Annotated in this window: 16 protein-coding genes and 1 tRNA gene; 13 read left to right on the forward strand and 4 right to left on the reverse strand. The window is 64.2% G+C overall.

Annotated elements, in window-relative coordinates; all coding sequences use genetic code 11:
- The first annotated feature begins 14 nt into the window (after positions 1-14).
- On the forward strand, positions 15-1,295 hold the full coding sequence (locus ROSMUC_RS10440) for a DUF3422 family protein (protein ID WP_037272695.1): 1,281 nt from the start codon (positions 15-17) through the stop codon (positions 1,293-1,295).
- 116 nt (positions 1,296-1,411) lie between these two features.
- On the opposite strand, the gene ROSMUC_RS10445 is transcribed toward ROSMUC_RS10440, so the two are convergent.
- On the reverse strand, positions 1,412-2,728 hold the full coding sequence (locus ROSMUC_RS10445) for a serine hydroxymethyltransferase (protein ID WP_037272696.1): 1,317 nt from the start codon (positions 2,726-2,728) through the stop codon (positions 1,412-1,414).
- A gap of 101 nt (positions 2,729-2,829) precedes the next feature.
- Here ROSMUC_RS10445 and ROSMUC_RS10450 point away from each other — a divergent pair, with 101 nt between their 5' ends.
- The 6 genes from ROSMUC_RS10450 to ROSMUC_RS10475 all read left to right on the forward strand — a co-directional run bounded on the left by ROSMUC_RS10450 (position 2,830) and on the right by ROSMUC_RS10475 (position 7,159).
- Positions 2,830-3,720, forward strand: a complete 891-nt coding sequence (locus ROSMUC_RS10450) for a LysR family transcriptional regulator (protein ID WP_037272697.1) — start codon at positions 2,830-2,832, stop codon at positions 3,718-3,720.
- Between the two features lie 68 nt (positions 3,721-3,788).
- Positions 3,789-4,940, forward strand: coding sequence for a 3,4-dihydroxy-2-butanone-4-phosphate synthase (ribB, locus tag ROSMUC_RS10455; RefSeq protein ID WP_037272698.1), 1,152 nt, complete (start codon positions 3,789-3,791; stop codon positions 4,938-4,940).
- 4 nt (positions 4,941-4,944) lie between these two features.
- Positions 4,945-5,490 (forward strand): 6,7-dimethyl-8-ribityllumazine synthase, encoded by a 546-nt coding sequence (locus ROSMUC_RS10460; RefSeq protein WP_037272699.1) that lies wholly within the window; start codon positions 4,945-4,947, stop codon positions 5,488-5,490.
- Positions 5,487-5,969 carry a transcription antitermination factor NusB gene (gene nusB, locus ROSMUC_RS10465; RefSeq protein ID WP_037272701.1) on the forward strand — a complete coding sequence of 161 codons (483 nt, stop codon included), beginning with the start codon at positions 5,487-5,489 and terminating at the stop codon, positions 5,967-5,969. Before ROSMUC_RS10460 ends, nusB begins: the two co-directional genes overlap by 4 nt.
- 149 nt (positions 5,970-6,118) lie before the next feature.
- A complete protein-coding gene (locus ROSMUC_RS10470; RefSeq protein WP_037272703.1) occupies positions 6,119-6,448 on the forward strand; it encodes a hypothetical protein in 330 nt (109 codons plus the stop codon).
- A gap of 267 nt (positions 6,449-6,715) precedes the next feature.
- On the forward strand, positions 6,716-7,159 hold the full coding sequence (locus ROSMUC_RS10475; protein WP_037272704.1) for an MmcB family DNA repair protein: 444 nt from the start codon (positions 6,716-6,718) through the stop codon (positions 7,157-7,159).
- Here the strand turns inward: ROSMUC_RS10475 and ROSMUC_RS10480 are convergent.
- Positions 7,154-7,342, reverse strand: a complete 189-nt coding sequence (locus ROSMUC_RS10480) for a DUF6324 family protein (protein ID WP_008280662.1) — start codon at positions 7,340-7,342, stop codon at positions 7,154-7,156. The two genes, ROSMUC_RS10475 and ROSMUC_RS10480, sit on opposite strands and share 6 nt — an antisense overlap.
- A gap of 78 nt (positions 7,343-7,420) precedes the next feature.
- Between ROSMUC_RS10480 and ROSMUC_RS10485 the strand changes: the two genes are divergently transcribed.
- Both ROSMUC_RS10485 and ROSMUC_RS10490 read left to right on the forward strand, forming a co-directional pair.
- Positions 7,421-7,906 carry a GNAT family N-acetyltransferase gene (locus ROSMUC_RS10485; protein WP_037272708.1) on the forward strand — a complete coding sequence of 162 codons (486 nt, stop codon included), beginning with the start codon at positions 7,421-7,423 and terminating at the stop codon, positions 7,904-7,906.
- 41 nt (positions 7,907-7,947) lie between these two features.
- A tRNA-His gene (locus tag ROSMUC_RS10490) sits at positions 7,948-8,024 on the forward strand.
- A gap of 14 nt (positions 8,025-8,038) precedes the next feature.
- On the opposite strand, the gene ROSMUC_RS10495 is transcribed toward ROSMUC_RS10490, so the two are convergent.
- Positions 8,039-8,350 (reverse strand): DUF6476 family protein, encoded by a 312-nt coding sequence (locus ROSMUC_RS10495; RefSeq protein ID WP_052115312.1) that lies wholly within the window; start codon positions 8,348-8,350, stop codon positions 8,039-8,041.
- Here ROSMUC_RS10495 and ROSMUC_RS10500 point away from each other — a divergent pair.
- From ROSMUC_RS10500 to ROSMUC_RS10515, 4 genes are all read left to right on the forward strand, one after another.
- The gene (locus ROSMUC_RS10500; protein ID WP_037272711.1) at positions 8,349-9,377 is read left to right on the forward strand and encodes an RluA family pseudouridine synthase; all 1,029 of its coding nucleotides are present in this window, start codon (positions 8,349-8,351) and stop codon (positions 9,375-9,377) included. The two genes, ROSMUC_RS10495 and ROSMUC_RS10500, sit on opposite strands and share 2 nt — an antisense overlap.
- A 157-nt stretch (positions 9,378-9,534) precedes the next feature.
- Positions 9,535-10,431 carry an RNA polymerase sigma factor RpoH gene (gene rpoH, locus ROSMUC_RS10505; RefSeq protein ID WP_037272713.1) on the forward strand — a complete coding sequence of 299 codons (897 nt, stop codon included), beginning with the start codon at positions 9,535-9,537 and terminating at the stop codon, positions 10,429-10,431.
- Positions 10,432-10,498: 67 nt separating this feature from the next.
- The gene (locus tag ROSMUC_RS10510) at positions 10,499-11,578 is read left to right on the forward strand and encodes an alpha/beta hydrolase (protein WP_037272715.1); all 1,080 of its coding nucleotides are present in this window, start codon (positions 10,499-10,501) and stop codon (positions 11,576-11,578) included.
- A 63-nt stretch (positions 11,579-11,641) separates the two neighbouring features.
- On the forward strand, positions 11,642-11,911 hold the full coding sequence (locus ROSMUC_RS10515; protein WP_037272718.1) for a DksA/TraR family C4-type zinc finger protein: 270 nt from the start codon (positions 11,642-11,644) through the stop codon (positions 11,909-11,911).
- 110 nt (positions 11,912-12,021) lie between these two features.
- Here ROSMUC_RS10515 and ROSMUC_RS10520 read toward each other — a convergent pair whose 3' ends face one another.
- Positions 12,022-13,842: a M3 family oligoendopeptidase gene (locus ROSMUC_RS10520; protein ID WP_037272719.1), complete on the reverse strand. Its 1,821-nt coding sequence runs from the start codon at positions 13,840-13,842 to the stop codon at positions 12,022-12,024.
- Positions 13,843-13,845 lie beyond the last annotated feature (3 nt).

Raw genomic sequence — 13,845 nt, forward strand, 5'->3', positions numbered from 1 at the left:
CAGGAGAACGGCGCATGCCCCCCATTCAGGACCACCCGCTGCGCTATGAGTTGGCCAATGAGCTGCATGCGCGCCCCTTTCCCTCGCTCAATGCGCCCTGCACCGCCGTTTATCTGGCGGTCAAGCAGCCGCATGACGCTGCCAAGCGGGACCGGGCGGCGGATTTGGCGCATCTGATCGCACTTCTCGATCGCTACGGGGCCAAGCATCCGCAGCCGGGGGCCACGCATTATTCCGGCCAGATCGGGCGGCACAGCCTGAAATGGGAAAGCCATACCGAGATGGTGACCTATACCGTCTTTACCGACGGGGTCAGCGCGCGGCCCTTTGATCCGGCGGATTTCGAGGTGTTTCCGGCCGATTGGCTGGCGGACGCGCCAGGGCTGCGCGTAACCTCGGCGATGATCCGGGTGATCCCGTGGAAGAGCCGCGAGGCGACGCGTGACGAGATTGACCAGTGGTTCGTGTCCGAGAGCGTGGCGGTGGCGCGCGTGCTGGATGATGCGGCCGTTATGGCGGGCGATTTTCGGATTGATCCGGCGGGGCATCTGCGGTTCTCGCTGCACGTGGCCCCCAGCACCGGCGCGCGGCGGATTGGCCGCGTGGTGCAGCGCCTGTGCGAGATCGAGACCTACAAGGCGATGTCGATGCTGGGCTTTGCCCGCGTGCGCGAAATGGGCCGCCAGATGGGCGAGACCGATAGCCAGTTGAGCCGCCTGATCAATGACATGACGGGGGGCAGCCAACCAGCGGAGGAAACGCTGCAAAGCCTCTTGCGGGTTTCGGCCGAGTTGGAGGCGCTGGTGGCGCGCTCGTCCTTCCGCTTTGGCGCGACGGCGGCCTATGAGCAGATCGTCAACCAGCGGATTGCGGTCTTGCGCGAGGAACGCTTTGAGGGGCGGCAGACCTTCGCGGAATTCATGATGCGCCGCTATGATCCGGCGATGCGCACCGTGCGCGCCACCAAGGATCGGCTGGCCGCCATGGCCGACCGGGCGATGCGGGCGGGCGAATTGCTGCGCACGCGGGTGGATGTGGAGCGGAGCGCACAGAATCAGGCGCTGCTCGAGAGCATGGACAAGCGCGCCGATCTGCAACTGCGGTTGCAAAAGACGGTCGAGGGTCTGTCCGTGGTGGCGATCAGCTATTACGCGGTGTCGCTGGCCTCTTATCTGCTTTATCCGTTGGCGGAGGTGCTGGGCATGAGCAAGGGCAGCGTGACCGCTGCCGTGACTTTACCTGTCATCGCCCTCGTGTGGTGGATGGTGCAGCGCATTCGCAAGAAGCTGCATTAGAGCGTGTGGCGCCCCATCAAACCACACCCGTCCCGGACCTGATCCGGGACCTTGCCGAGGCAGGGTAGAGGCCCCGGCGCGGGGGCCGGGGCGATGTGAACCCGCTCTAATGCGGTTCAGGTGATGTAATGCAGCCGGTCAAAGCTCTGACGCCAGCCTGAGACCTCGGGCAAGAGCGCATCGGGGTCATTGCCGCGCAGCGCCCGCGCGATAAGCGCCGCCATGCGCGGGGCATGCTCTGGTGTGACACCCCAGCGGACCAGTTCGGGCGTGCCGATGCGCAACCCGTTCATATCGCCCGCCACGGGCGCAATCGGCAGGCCTATACCGCAGGCGAGAAAGCCCGCGCGGCGCAGCGTTTTGGACGCCGCCTGACCGCCGCCGAACCCCGCCGCCGCGATGGCGAATTGGTGCGAGGCGGTGGCGATTCCCCCGGCCTTGAAGACGGGCAGGCCTTCGGCTTCGAGCGCCGTTGCAAGCGCCTGAGCCACCGTGATCATCTGCGCGGCATAGTTGCGGCCATGGCTGCGCCAATCGCAGAGCGTGATGGCAAGTGCTGCGGATTTCGCCGCGTCGAAATTGGCCGTCATGCCAGGAAAGGCGATGGCATCCAGACGTTCCGCCAGATCCGCCTCGTTGGTGACGATGAGCCCCCCGGCAGGGCCCCCAAGGCTCTTGTAGGTGCTCATTGTCATCAGATGCGCGCCCTCATCGAGCGGGTTCTTCCACGCGCCGCCCGCGATGATGCCGCATTGATGCGCGGCGTCGAAAAGCAGTTTGGCCCCCACCGCATCGGCAATCGCGCGCACCTCGCGCACGGGGTGCTCCTGTAGGTTGAGGCTTGCGCCCAGTGTGATCAGCCGGGGGCGTTCGGCCAGGGCCAGCGCGCGCAGACCCGCGACATCGACCGTGTAGCCATCGGCATTCACCGGCGCCTCAAGGATACGCAGGCCATAGAGCCCGGCGCAGCCCGGTGCATGATGGGTGACGTGGCCGCCGACAGAGGCGGGGGGCGCGATGATCGTGTCGCCGGGGCGGCAGGTGGCCATGAAGGCGTAGAGATTGGCAATCGCGCCCGACGGCACGCGGATTTCAGCGTATTTCGCACCGAACACCTCGGCGGCGAGTTCCGCCGCGATGACCTCGATTTCCTCGATCGCCTCGAGCCCCATTTCGTATTTGTCGCCCGGATAGCCCAGCGACGGGCGCGAGCCTATCCCCGAGGCCAGAAGCGCCTCGGCGCGCGGGTTCATCACATTGGTGGCGGGGTTGAGGTTGAAACACTGGGCCTCGTGGATGCGCCGGTTGTCACTTGCCAGCGCCTCGATGCGCGCGGCGATGGTGCCCGCGTCCTGATGCGCGGTGCGTGTGGCAAGGGTCTGGATCAGGTCTTCGCAAAGGCTGGGCACCCAAGGGCGGCGGGCAAGTGTCATGGTGGTCTCCTGCGGGTTTGTTCCCGGCAAGATGGCGCGCGGGGATGGACGGTGCAAACGAGATTATGTAAAAATCAGCATAGAAAAACTAAGGCTAGAAAATGTCCGTGTCGCCACCACGCCCCAAGGGGCCGCCGCTCAATGCGTTGCGCGCGTTTGAGGCGGCCGCCCGATTGGGCGGTTTTGCCAATGCTGCCGAAGAGCTGTGCGTCACGCCTGGCGCAGTATCGCAACATATCCGGGCATTGGAGGACTGGATCGGCGCGGACCTCTTTGAGCGTCGGTCGCAGGGGGTGCGGCTGACGGCGCTGGGGGCAGAGGCGATGCCGGGATTCGCCGCGGCTTTTGACGCGATGGGGGCGGCGGTGCATGGCCTGCGGGGGGCGGCCCGGCATCGGACGTTGCATATCGCGGCGCTGCCATCGGTGGCGCAGCTCTGGCTATCACCGCGCCTGCCGGCGGTGCGCGCGGCCTTGCCAGAGCTGCGCATTTCCGTTTCAGCCATCGAGGCCCCACCCAACCTGGCGCGTGATCTTTTTGATCTCAGCCTCTTTATCCGCCCGCCGACCGGCGCGCGGGGCGAGCGGGTGCTGGCGCAGGATATGATCCTGCCGGTCTGTGCGCCCGAGATTGCCGCGCGGTTGCGCAGCCCCGCCGATTTGGCAGCAGAGACCCTGTTGCACGATGCACTCTGGCCCGAGGACTGGGCGCTCTGGGCGCGGGTGATGATGCCGGATCTCCGCCTGCCCACCGACGGGCCGCGCTATTCGCTCTATGCCATTGCGCTGGAAGAGGCGCGGCACGGGGCAGGGGTGCTGATGGGGCATCAGAGCCTGGTTCAGAGCGCACTGGACGAGGGGAGCCTGATCGCGCCCTTTACCGTATCTGTGCCGTCCGGCAAGGCATTGATGCTGGAACATCCCGCCTTTGATCCACCGCGCGCCGATCTGGCGCGGGTGGTCACGCTGCTTGGCGAACAGGTCACGGGCTGATCCCCTCTGGCCATTGCCGCGCGGCTGCGGTATCCGGGCCGGGTTGCAACACCCCGGAGGGCGCGCCCATGTCCGACACCGTTCCATTCGAGAAACCCGGCCCCGTCGAGGCCGATCTGCGCCATGCGATTGCGCCCACCGAAGAGATCATCGAGGAGGCGCGCAAGGGCCGGATGTTCATTCTCGTGGACCACGAGGACCGCGAGAACGAGGGCGATCTGGTGATCGCCGCCGAGTTCGCCACGCCGGAGGCGGTAAATTTCATGGCGATGCATGGCCGCGGCCTGATCTGCCTGCCGATGACCGCCGAGCGGATCGACCGGCTGGGCCTGCCGATGATGGCGGTCAACAATTCCTCGCGGCATGAGACCGCCTTTACCGTGTCCATCGAGGCGCGAGAGGGGGTGAGCACCGGTATTTCCGCAGCCGACCGGGCGCTGACCATTGCCACCGCGATAAACGAGCAAAACACCATGGCGGCGATTGCCACGCCGGGTCATGTCTTTCCCTTGCGGGCGCGGCGCGGGGGCGTGCTGGTGCGCGCGGGCCATACAGAGGCGGCGGTGGATATCGCGCGGCTGGCGGGGCTGAACCCTTCAGGGGTGATCTGCGAGATCATGAAAGAGGACGGCAGCATGGCGCGGCTGCCCGACCTGATCGAATTTGCCGCCAAGCATGACCTCAAGATCGGCACGATTTCCGATCTCATCGCCTATCGCCACAAGCATGACAACCTGATCACCGAGGTGGGTCGGGACTCCGTCTCCTCAAGCCATGGGGGCGATTGGGAGATGCGGATTTTTGCCGATCAGATCACCCAGACCGAGCATGTCGTGCTCATCAAGGGCGATGTAACCGATGGCCGCCCCGTGCTGGCGCGCACCCATGCGCTGAACGCGCTGGAAGATGTGCTGGGCATTGGCCTGAGCAAGCGCAGTGATGGGCCGACCGGCAAGCTGCCGCGCGCGATGGAGATCATCGCACGCGAGGGGCGCGGCGCGGTGTTTCTATTCCGTCAACCCCGGCCCAAACTGGCGGGTGAGATGGAGGATGAGGATGCGCCGCGTACCATCAAGCACACCGGCCTTGGCGCGCAGATCATGTCAACCATGGGCATTCGCGAGCTGATCCTGCTGACAGATAGCCCGAAAACCCGCTATCTGGGCCTTGATGCCTATGGCATTTCGATCACCGGCACCCGCCCCCTGACCGAGGAGTAAGAGCATGGCCGAGCATGAATATTCCCTGCCGCGCGCTGAGTTTGACAAGCCCGTCAAGGTCTTGATCGTGGTGGCGCCGTTTTATCGCGACATTGCCGACAATCTGATTGCCGGGGCCACGGCCGAGATCGAGGCCACGGGCGGCACCTACGAGATTGCCGAAGTTCCTGGCGCGCTGGAAATGCCCACAGCCATCGGTATCGCGGAACGCGTGGCCAATTTCGACGCCTATGTGGCGCTGGGCTGTGTGATCCGGGGCGAGACCACGCATTACGACACCGTCTGCAATGACAGCTCGCGCGGTATCACGCTGCTGGGCTTGCAAGGCCTGTGCATCGGCAATGGTATCCTGACGGTCGAAAACCGCGCCCAAGCCGAGGTGCGCGCCGATCCCGCGCGCATGAACAAGGGCGCGGGTGCGGCGGCGGCGGCCTTGCATCTGGTGGCGCTCGCCCGTAAATGGGGCGGCCCGCGCAAGGGCGTGGGATTCAAGCCCGCGACCGAGGAGATCCAGATCGCAGGCGCAGCAAAAGGCAAACCCGTCGCATGACCACCGATCCCGCCCTCTCGGGCAATCGCAAGCGCCAGATGAAATCCGCCGCCCGCCTATACGCGGTGCAGGCGCTGTTTCAGATGGAACATTCCGGCCAGACCTCTGACGCGGTGCGCGAGGAATTTGTCGACTTCCGTTTTGGGGCCGAGGTCGATGAGGGCGTCGATATGGCCGAGGGTGATGTCGATCTCTTTCGCAAGCTGCTTGACGATGCGGTCAGCTGGCAGGCCAAGATCGACCAGATGACCGACCGGGCGCTGGTGGCGAAATGGCCGATCGGGCGGATTGATCCCACACTGCGTGCGCTCTTTCGGGCGGCAGGGGCAGAATTGGTGCAATCCGACACACCGCCCAAAGTGGTGATCATGGAATATGTCGACGTCGCCAAAGCCTTCTATCCGTCCGGCAAGGAATCGAAATTCGTCAATGCCGTACTGGATCACATGGCACACGAGGCGCGACCCGAGGCGTTTTGATCGGCGGATTGCACAAATTGGGGGCCAGCCCCCAAACCCCCGAGGTATTTTGGGCCAGATGATGCCATCGGGCGAAAGGGTCGCGGGGCGCTGACTTGTAATCCTGTGGCAAAGGCGTAGAATCGGACCCTAAGCAAAGGAGTCGTAATATGCCCAAGCTTGTCCGCCTCTATATCACGCAGGTTGCCATCGGATTCGGCATCGCCGGGGCCTTTGTGGCCATGCTTCTGTGGTTCAATGTCGCGAACCTGTGGCACTTGGTGACGCATTCCGACAAGGGCCTATTGGCGGTGGTCGTGCTGTGGTTCGCCAATGGCATTGTGTTTGCCGGCGTGCAATTCGCGATCGCGGTGATGCGGATGAAGGATGACGACGACGATGAGCCGCGTGGCGGGCACCGTCAGCGGGCGATGGTGCGGGAATATATGGCGATTCCGGTGCGGGTTGATGGCCGGCGGCGCCCGGTTCAGCGGCGCTGAGCGCGGCGCAATTCCAACACGGTCGATGGGTGTGACGGGCCCGTAGCAACCGTTCGGTGGTATGATTCCCGAGGACCTGTATGTACAGGTGGGCATCGGATAACTGGACCAGGGTCCAGACAGAGCCAATTCCCTCGGAATTGCTTAAGGCCACTGGAATGCAACCGTTGTCGAGAAGAACAGCACCCGTCACGCCCCACAGGTAAGTCTTTCCCGAGCCTTCGACAAGGGGTTGCGCGCGTTCGCGGTTTGTTCATAATTCCACCCATGGAGTTTGGGACAGATCAGATGCTGCAACCGGGGCAGGTTCTGGCGCGCGGGGTGTGTCGCCACCTGCGCAGCCATGATTTTGATTCGATTGTGGAATTCGTGCCCGAACGGGGGCGGCGGGTGGATGTGATGGCGCTTGGCCCCAAGGGCGAAATCTGGGTGATCGAGTGCAAGTCGAGCCGCGCCGATTTCATGGGCGATGCCAAGTGGCAGGGCTATCTGCAATGGTGTGACCGCTATTTCTGGGCGGTGGACGCGGATTTTCCGGTGGATTTGTTGCCCGAGGGCACGGGGCTGATTCTCGCGGATGGCTATGGCGCGGAAATCATCCGCATGGGGCCGGAGACCCGCCTTGCGGGCGCGCGGCGCGCGGCGCTCACACGCAAGTTTGCCCGCCATGCGGCGCGGCGGTTGCAATCGGTGCTTGATCCGCGCCTATGAGCCCTTGGCCCGCGCCGCCTGCGCGGAGGCGATGATTTCCTGCGCGATTTCTTCGGCCTCTTCCGGGGTGAAATCCATAGGAAGGTCAATGCCCTGCGCCTCGATATAGAGGCGCACCATGCCTTGATCGGTCGGCCCGATCTGGAGGTTGGCCTCGATGTCGCTCTCTGAATTGATACCCATGGCGCTCTCCTTGCAACAGAGGGCGTGCTATCTGTTTCCCCCTTGATTGACAAGCGTCTTAGCGCTTTGCTGGGCGCTATGGATGAGATCGCGCTGCGCCTGTTTCGAGCAGAGGACGCCCCTTGGCTGACAGAGCGCCACGGGACCCTCTACGCGCGTGAGGCGGGGTTTGACGCCACATTCGCGCCGCTGGTGGCCGAGATTATCGCGGACTATCTGGCGCGCCATGACCCTGCGCGTGAGGCGGGGTGGATCGCCGAGGCGGATGGGCGGCCGCTTGGCTCGATTTTCTGCGTGGCGCAGAGCGCGGAGGTGGCCAAGCTGCGGCTCTTTCTCTTGGAGCCAGAGGCGCGGGGGCAGGGGCTTGGCCAGCGGATGCTGGGGCATTGCATGGCCTTTGCGCGGGCCAAAGGCTATGCGCGGATGACGCTGGCCACCCACGAGAGCCACCGCGCCGCCTGTGCGCTCTACGCGCGCAACGGCTGGCGGATCGCAGCGGAGCGCCCGGTGCGCGCCTATGGCTGTGATCTGGTGGAACAAACCTGGGAAATCGCGTTGCATTAGACTTGCAATCCCAACACGGTAAAGCTAAATCGCCCCCCAGTGCCGCCTTAGCTCAGTTGGTTAGAGCGCTGGATTGTGGATCCAGAGGTCCCCTGTTCAAGCCAGGGAGGCGGTACCATCCCTCAAAAAAAATCAGTTTTGCGTCTCGATGGTCACGGTTTGCCGCAGGCTGCCATTCTGGCGGTCGTAGATGAGGATGCGGTTGTCCTCGGTCACGATGGCAAACCAGTCCGCCCCTTGAGTCACGGCGGTGGCGCGCGTGTCCGCCGGAAGGGTGACGCTGTCGGGCAGGGCCAGCGTACCCGCCTCGTCGCCCCAGAAGCGGGTGACAAAGAGGCCGATCATCACTATGAGGCCGACAACCATCGTGGCGGTCAAGAGCGTGACCAGCCGCGCCAGAAACTTCAGTGTGGCCGGGGCGACCGGCGGAGAGTTGTCATCCATGGGATTGGACCCGCTTGTTTTCCGGATCGGGGATGATCCGCCTCAGCGCCTTGATAAGGCGCTTGTCCGGGATGTGCCAGAGGCGGCGGTCCTGTCGCGCACGCGACTGGCGCGGCTCTTGGAAGAGGGGGCGGTGCGGGTCAATGGCGCGGTTGTGACCGAGGCTAAGGCGCGGGTGCAGGCGGGCGACCTGATCGAGATTGCCCTGCCGGAGGCGCGCGAGAGCCATATGATGCCAGAGGCCATTGCGCTCGAGGTGGTCCATGAGGATGACGACCTCATCGTGATCAACAAACCTGCGGGCATGGTGGTGCATCCCGCCCCCGGCAGCCCCGAGGGCACGCTGGTCAACGCGCTTTTGCATCATTGCGGTGACAGCCTCTCGGGTGTGGGCGGGGCCAAGCGGCCGGGGATTGTCCACCGCATCGACAAGGATACCAGTGGCCTCTTGGTGGTGGCCAAGTCGGATGCCGCGCATCAGGGTCTGGCCGCGCAATTCGAGGCGCATAGCGTCGCGCGACAGTATCTGGCCGTGGTTTTCGGTGTGCCTGATGCGAGCGATCCACGGCTGCGTGGCCTGCCGGGGATCAGTTTCGAGGCTGGCAATGTCCTGCGCATCGCCACCCGCCTTGCGCGGCACAAGACCGACCGGCAGCGGCAGGCGGTCCTGTTCGAGGGCGGACGGCATGCGGTGACGCGGGCGCGGGTGATCGAGAGTTTCGGCACGCCCGCCGTTGCCGCGCTGATGGAGTGCTGGCTGGAGACCGGGCGCACCCATCAGATCCGGGTGCATATGGCCCATGCGGGCCATGGGCTGATCGGGGATCCGGTCTATGGCGGGCGCCGCAAGCTCAAGGAAAAGGCGCTGGCGCCTGCGGGTGCGGCGGCGGCGCAGGACTTTCCCCGTCAGGCCCTTCATGCGGCGGTGCTGGGGTTCACGCACCCGGTCAGCGGGGCCGCGCTCAGGTTCGAGGCGGAGCTACCCGAGGACATGCAATCGCTGCTCTCTGCCTTGCGCGCTGCGTGACAGCGGCGCAAGATCGCGTGACTTTCTGTCATAAAACGAGCGCGGCGACGGAACCATCCTAACTCTGCGTTAGTTACATCAGTGTAAGCACCTTGAAAGGGTGCCCGCTTCTACCTAGTTGAATGTTAACGATGCAAACATCTGGAGGGACGACAGCGTGGGAAATTATAACAATCTGCCAGCCCCGACGCCGGAAGGTGGCCTCAACCGCTATATGCAGGAAATCCGCAAGTTTCCGCTCTTGGAGCCGGAAGAGGAATATATGCTGGCCAAGCGCTGGGCCGAAGAGCAGGACACCGAGGCCGCGCACAAGATGGTCACGAGCCACCTGCGCCTCGCGGCCAAGATCGCCATGGGCTATCGCGGCTATGGGCTGCCGCAGGCCGAGGTGATTTCCGAGGCCAATGTGGGCCTCATGCAGGCGGTCAAACGCTTTGACCCCGAGCGCGGCTTTCGGCTTGCGACCTATGCGATGTGGTGGATTCGCGCCTCGATCCAGGAATATATCCTGCGGTCCTGGAGCCTCGTGAAGCTGGGCACCACCTCGGCGCAAAAGAAACTCTTTTTCAACCTGCGCAAGGCCAAGGCCAAGATCGGCGCGTTGGAAGACGGTGATATGCGCCCCGAAGTGGTCAAGAAGATCGCGACCGATCTGGGCGTGACCGAGGCCGAAGTGATCAGCATGAATCAGCGCATGGCGGGGGCCGATGCCTCGCTCAATGCGACGGTCGGCGCAGAGGGCGAAGGCTCGATGCAATGGCAGGACTGGCTCGAGGATGAGGATGCCGATCAGGCCGGCGATTATGAGCGGCGCGACGAACTTGATGCACGCCGCGAACTGCTGGTTCAGGCGATGGATGTGCTCAACGAGCGCGAGCGCGACATCCTCACCCAGCGGCGGCTGAGTGACGAGACCGTGACACTCGAGGATCTGAGCGCCGCCTATGACGTGAGCCGCGAGCGTATTCGCCAGATCGAGGTGCGCGCCTTTGAAAAGCTGCAAAAGCGTATGCGCGCCTTGGCGCAGGAAAAAGGCATGCTCACCTCCGCCTGAGGTCCCTTGGCGCGGGCGGTCTTTGCGCGTATCTCTCACTGCGAAATGAGTGCGGGTGAGGTGTGGCATGGGACTGGGTGACAACTGGGCAGGCAATGTCAGGCGCGCCATGCTGGGCGGCGCGATTGTGCTTCTTGGGGCCTGTGCGCCGCGTGTCACCGCCGAGCGTGCGGCCCCCAACCCCGCCGCCACGATACAGCCGGTCTATGTGGCCACCGGGCGCAAACTGGATCAGACCGGGCCGATCTTTGGGCTGGAGCGGCCCGAGGGGCTGCGGTTCTTCCGTGCTGATGTGTCGGTGCCGCCAACCCATGCGCCGGGACAGATCGAATGGCCCGAAGGTCCGCCCGATGCCGCCACCGATTTCGTGGTCACAGGCACCGAGGTGTTTGACGGGGTGGCCGACATGCAACGCGCCATGCGACGCAACCATCCCGGCACGCGCGAGACGCTGCTCTTCGTGCACGGCTATAACAACACCCTTTCCGAGGCGATGTATCGGCTGGCTCAAATCCAGACCGATTTTGACACGGCCATGCCGGGGGTTCTCTTTTCCTGGCCCTCGGCCGGTGATCCGCGCGGCTATATCTATGACCGCGATTCGGTGCTCTATGCACGCGACGATCTGACGGCGGTGCTGCGCCAGTTGACCGGCGGGCCGGGCGACAAGGTGTTTCTGCTGGCCCATTCGATGGGATCGAGTCTGGTGATGGAGGCGCTGCGCAGCATTGCGCTCAGCGAGGATCGCGCTCTGCTGACCCGGATCAGCGGTGTGGTGCTGATGTCACCCGACATTGATCCCGATGTCTTCGACCGGCAGGCCGAGACGATTGGCCGCCTGCCGCAACCCTTTCTCATTTTCATCACCAAGGCGGATCGTGCCCTGTCGCTCTCGGGCTTCATCACCGGGCGCAAGCCGCGCCTCGGCATGATCTACCGCGCCGACAAGGTGCAGCGCCCCGATGTGATGGTGATCGACTTTACGGCGCTCTCGGATGGGTCAGGTCTCAATCATTTTGTGCCGGTGACCTCGCCCGCCGCGATCGACTTTCTGCGGGACATCATGGCTGGAGCCGCGGGTCTCAGCGGGGACTTCGTGCGCGACATGACGCTGAGCTTGCCCAAGCCCCGCGTCTTGCTGCCCTGAGCGGAGCGGAATTGACGGGCTGCGTACAAGGCGTAGACTAAGCCTTGTCAGAGGAGAGAGGCCATGGCCGGTGGATGGGCGCGCGACGGCGCGGTAAGCGAACAGATCGAGGCGTCGATTTCGGATGAATTGGCGCGGCTCAAGGCGCGGCGCGGACCGCAGGGCGAGAGCCTGACCCATTGCGCGGAATGCGAGGAACCCATTCCCGAGGCGCGGCGCGTGGCCATTCCGGGCGTCAAGCTCTGCATCGACTGCCAGCAAGAGCGTGACTCGGTTCAGGCCCAGCGCGGCGGCATCAACCGGCGCGGATCAAAGGACAGCCAGTTGAAATGAGGCATCGGCGGGGGGGCGCTGCCCCCCGTGCCCCCCGAGGTATTTTCAGCCAGATGAAGGCGCAGGCGCTTCTTTATGGCTCAAATACTCATTCTTGCCGGGGCTGAGGCTCAGCCCTCCATCGCCTCCAGCTCGTCGATCATGCCCGAGATCATGCTGAGGCCCTTGTCCCAGAAGGCGGGATCGCTGGCATCGAGGCCGAAGGGCGCCAAAAGCTCCTTGTGGTGTTTGGAGCCGCCCGCCTTGAGCAGGTCGAAATACTTGTCCTGGAAGCCGTCGGGGTTTTCCTCGTAGACCGCGTAGAGCGCATTCACGAGGCCATCGCCAAAGGCATATGCATAGACATAGAAGGGCGAGTGGATGAAATGCGGGATATAGGCCCAGAAGGTCTCGTAGCCCTCCATGAAATCAAAGGCGTCGCCCAGGCTCTGGGCTTGCACGCTCATCCAGAGGGCGTTGATGTCCTCGGGGGTCAGTTCGCCCTCGCGGCGCGCGGCGTGGAGTTTGCATTCGAAATCGTAGAACGCGATCTGGCGCACGACCGTGTTGATCATGTCCTCGACCTTGCCTGCGAGCAGGACCTTGCGTTCGGCCTGGGTCTTGGCCCCCTCGAGCATGCGGCGGAAGGTCAGCATTTCGCCGAAAACACTGGCGGTCTCGGCCAGGGTGAGCGGCGTGGAGGACAGCAATTCGCCCTGATCCGCCGCCAGACGCTGATGCACGCCATGCCCAAGCTCATGCGCCAGCGTCATCACGTCGCGCGGTTTGCCAAGGTAGTTGAGCATCACGTAAGGGTGCACGGTCGTCACGGTCGGATGGGCAAAGGCCCCCGGCGCCTTGCCCGGTTTCACGCCGGCATCGATCCAGCCCCGCTCGAAAAACGGCTGCGCCAGATCGGCCATGCGCGGATCAAATGCGGCATAGGCCCCCATCACCGTGTCGCGCGCCTCGTCCCAATCGACCAGGCGCGGGGCCTCCATCGGGAGGGGCGCGTTGCGATCCCAGACCTGCATACGCTCCAGCCCCAGCCATTTGCGCTTGAGCTCGTAATAGCGATGCGACAGCTTCGGATAGGCCGCGACCACCGCATTGCGCAGCGCCTCGACGACCTCCGGCTCCACATCGTTCGAGAGGTGCCGCGCGGTCTGGGCCGTGGGCATCTTGCGCCAGCGGTCGATCACCTCTTTTTCCTTGGCCTGCGTGTTGTGGACGCGGGCAAAGGTGCGGATGTTCTCGCCAAAGACCCGTGCCAGTTCGCGCGCGGCGGCTTCGCGCTTGGAGCGGTCCTGTTCGGTCAGAAGGTTGAGCGTGCCCTCGATGTTGAGGTCGTCACCATCCACGGTAAAGGTCAGCCCCGCGATGGTCTCGTCAAAGAGGCGCTCCCAGGCGTCGCCGACAACGCCGAGGTCATGCAGGAATTTTTCCAGCTCATCCGAAAGCTGATAGGGCTTCATCGCGCGGATGCGGTCGAGCACCGGCTTGTAGCGGGCAAGTTCGGCATTCTCGGCATACATCGCCGTCAGCGCGCCCTCGTCGAGCCGATTGAGTTCGAGCGAGAAAAAGACCAGCGGCGTGGTCGAATTCGTCACCTTCTCCTGGCAATCGGACATGAATTTTGCCCGCCCGCCATCGGTGGTCAGCTGGTAATAGCGCAGGCCCGCGTAGGACATGATGCGCCCCGCCGTGGTGCTGATCGCCTCGTCGCGGCGGATACACTCCAAGAGACCTGCCGCGTCGAGCGTGGCCAGCTTGCCCTCGTAATCGGCGGCGAAGTCGGCGCAGGCCTTGTGCAGCCAGTCGAGGTCGCGCTTGAGTTCGGGCGCGGTCTCGGAGGTGTAGAGATCGCTCAGGTCCCATTCCGGCAGCTGTCCCAGGTTCTTGTTGCCAGAGCTGGCATTGGCATCGCGGACGGGAAACGGCAGGTTGAGCATGGG

Source organism: Roseovarius mucosus DSM 17069 (genome assembly GCF_000768555.3).
Taxonomy (GTDB): domain Bacteria; phylum Pseudomonadota; class Alphaproteobacteria; order Rhodobacterales; family Rhodobacteraceae; genus Roseovarius; species Roseovarius mucosus.

What these genes read in the sequence shown, in the direction of transcription:
- ROSMUC_RS10440 (WP_037272695.1), top strand. Translation starts at nt 15, where the DNA reads ATGCCCCCCATTCAGGACCACCCGCTGCGCTATGAGTTGGCCAATGAG.
- ROSMUC_RS10445 (WP_037272696.1), bottom strand. Translation starts at nt 2,728, where the DNA reads ATGACACTTGCCCGCCGCCCTTGGGTGCCCAGCCTTTGCGAAGACCTG.
- ROSMUC_RS10450 (WP_037272697.1), top strand. Translation starts at nt 2,830, where the DNA reads ATGTCCGTGTCGCCACCACGCCCCAAGGGGCCGCCGCTCAATGCGTTG.
- ribB (WP_037272698.1), top strand. Translation starts at nt 3,789, where the DNA reads ATGTCCGACACCGTTCCATTCGAGAAACCCGGCCCCGTCGAGGCCGAT.
- ROSMUC_RS10460 (WP_037272699.1), top strand. Translation starts at nt 4,945, where the DNA reads ATGGCCGAGCATGAATATTCCCTGCCGCGCGCTGAGTTTGACAAGCCC.
- nusB (WP_037272701.1), top strand. Translation starts at nt 5,487, where the DNA reads ATGACCACCGATCCCGCCCTCTCGGGCAATCGCAAGCGCCAGATGAAA.
- ROSMUC_RS10470 (WP_037272703.1), top strand. Translation starts at nt 6,119, where the DNA reads ATGCCCAAGCTTGTCCGCCTCTATATCACGCAGGTTGCCATCGGATTC.
- ROSMUC_RS10475 (WP_037272704.1), top strand. Translation starts at nt 6,716, where the DNA reads ATGGAGTTTGGGACAGATCAGATGCTGCAACCGGGGCAGGTTCTGGCG.
- ROSMUC_RS10480 (WP_008280662.1), bottom strand. Translation starts at nt 7,342, where the DNA reads ATGGGTATCAATTCAGAGAGCGACATCGAGGCCAACCTCCAGATCGGG.
- ROSMUC_RS10485 (WP_037272708.1), top strand. Translation starts at nt 7,421, where the DNA reads ATGGATGAGATCGCGCTGCGCCTGTTTCGAGCAGAGGACGCCCCTTGG.
- ROSMUC_RS10500 (WP_037272711.1), top strand. Translation starts at nt 8,349, where the DNA reads ATGGGATTGGACCCGCTTGTTTTCCGGATCGGGGATGATCCGCCTCAG.
- ROSMUC_RS10495 (WP_052115312.1), bottom strand. Translation starts at nt 8,350, where the DNA reads ATGGATGACAACTCTCCGCCGGTCGCCCCGGCCACACTGAAGTTTCTG.
- ROSMUC_RS10510 (WP_037272715.1), top strand. Translation starts at nt 10,499, where the DNA reads ATGGGACTGGGTGACAACTGGGCAGGCAATGTCAGGCGCGCCATGCTG.
- ROSMUC_RS10515 (WP_037272718.1), top strand. Translation starts at nt 11,642, where the DNA reads ATGGCCGGTGGATGGGCGCGCGACGGCGCGGTAAGCGAACAGATCGAG.
- ROSMUC_RS10520 (WP_037272719.1), bottom strand. Translation starts at nt 13,842, where the DNA reads ATGCTCAACCTGCCGTTTCCCGTCCGCGATGCCAATGCCAGCTCTGGC.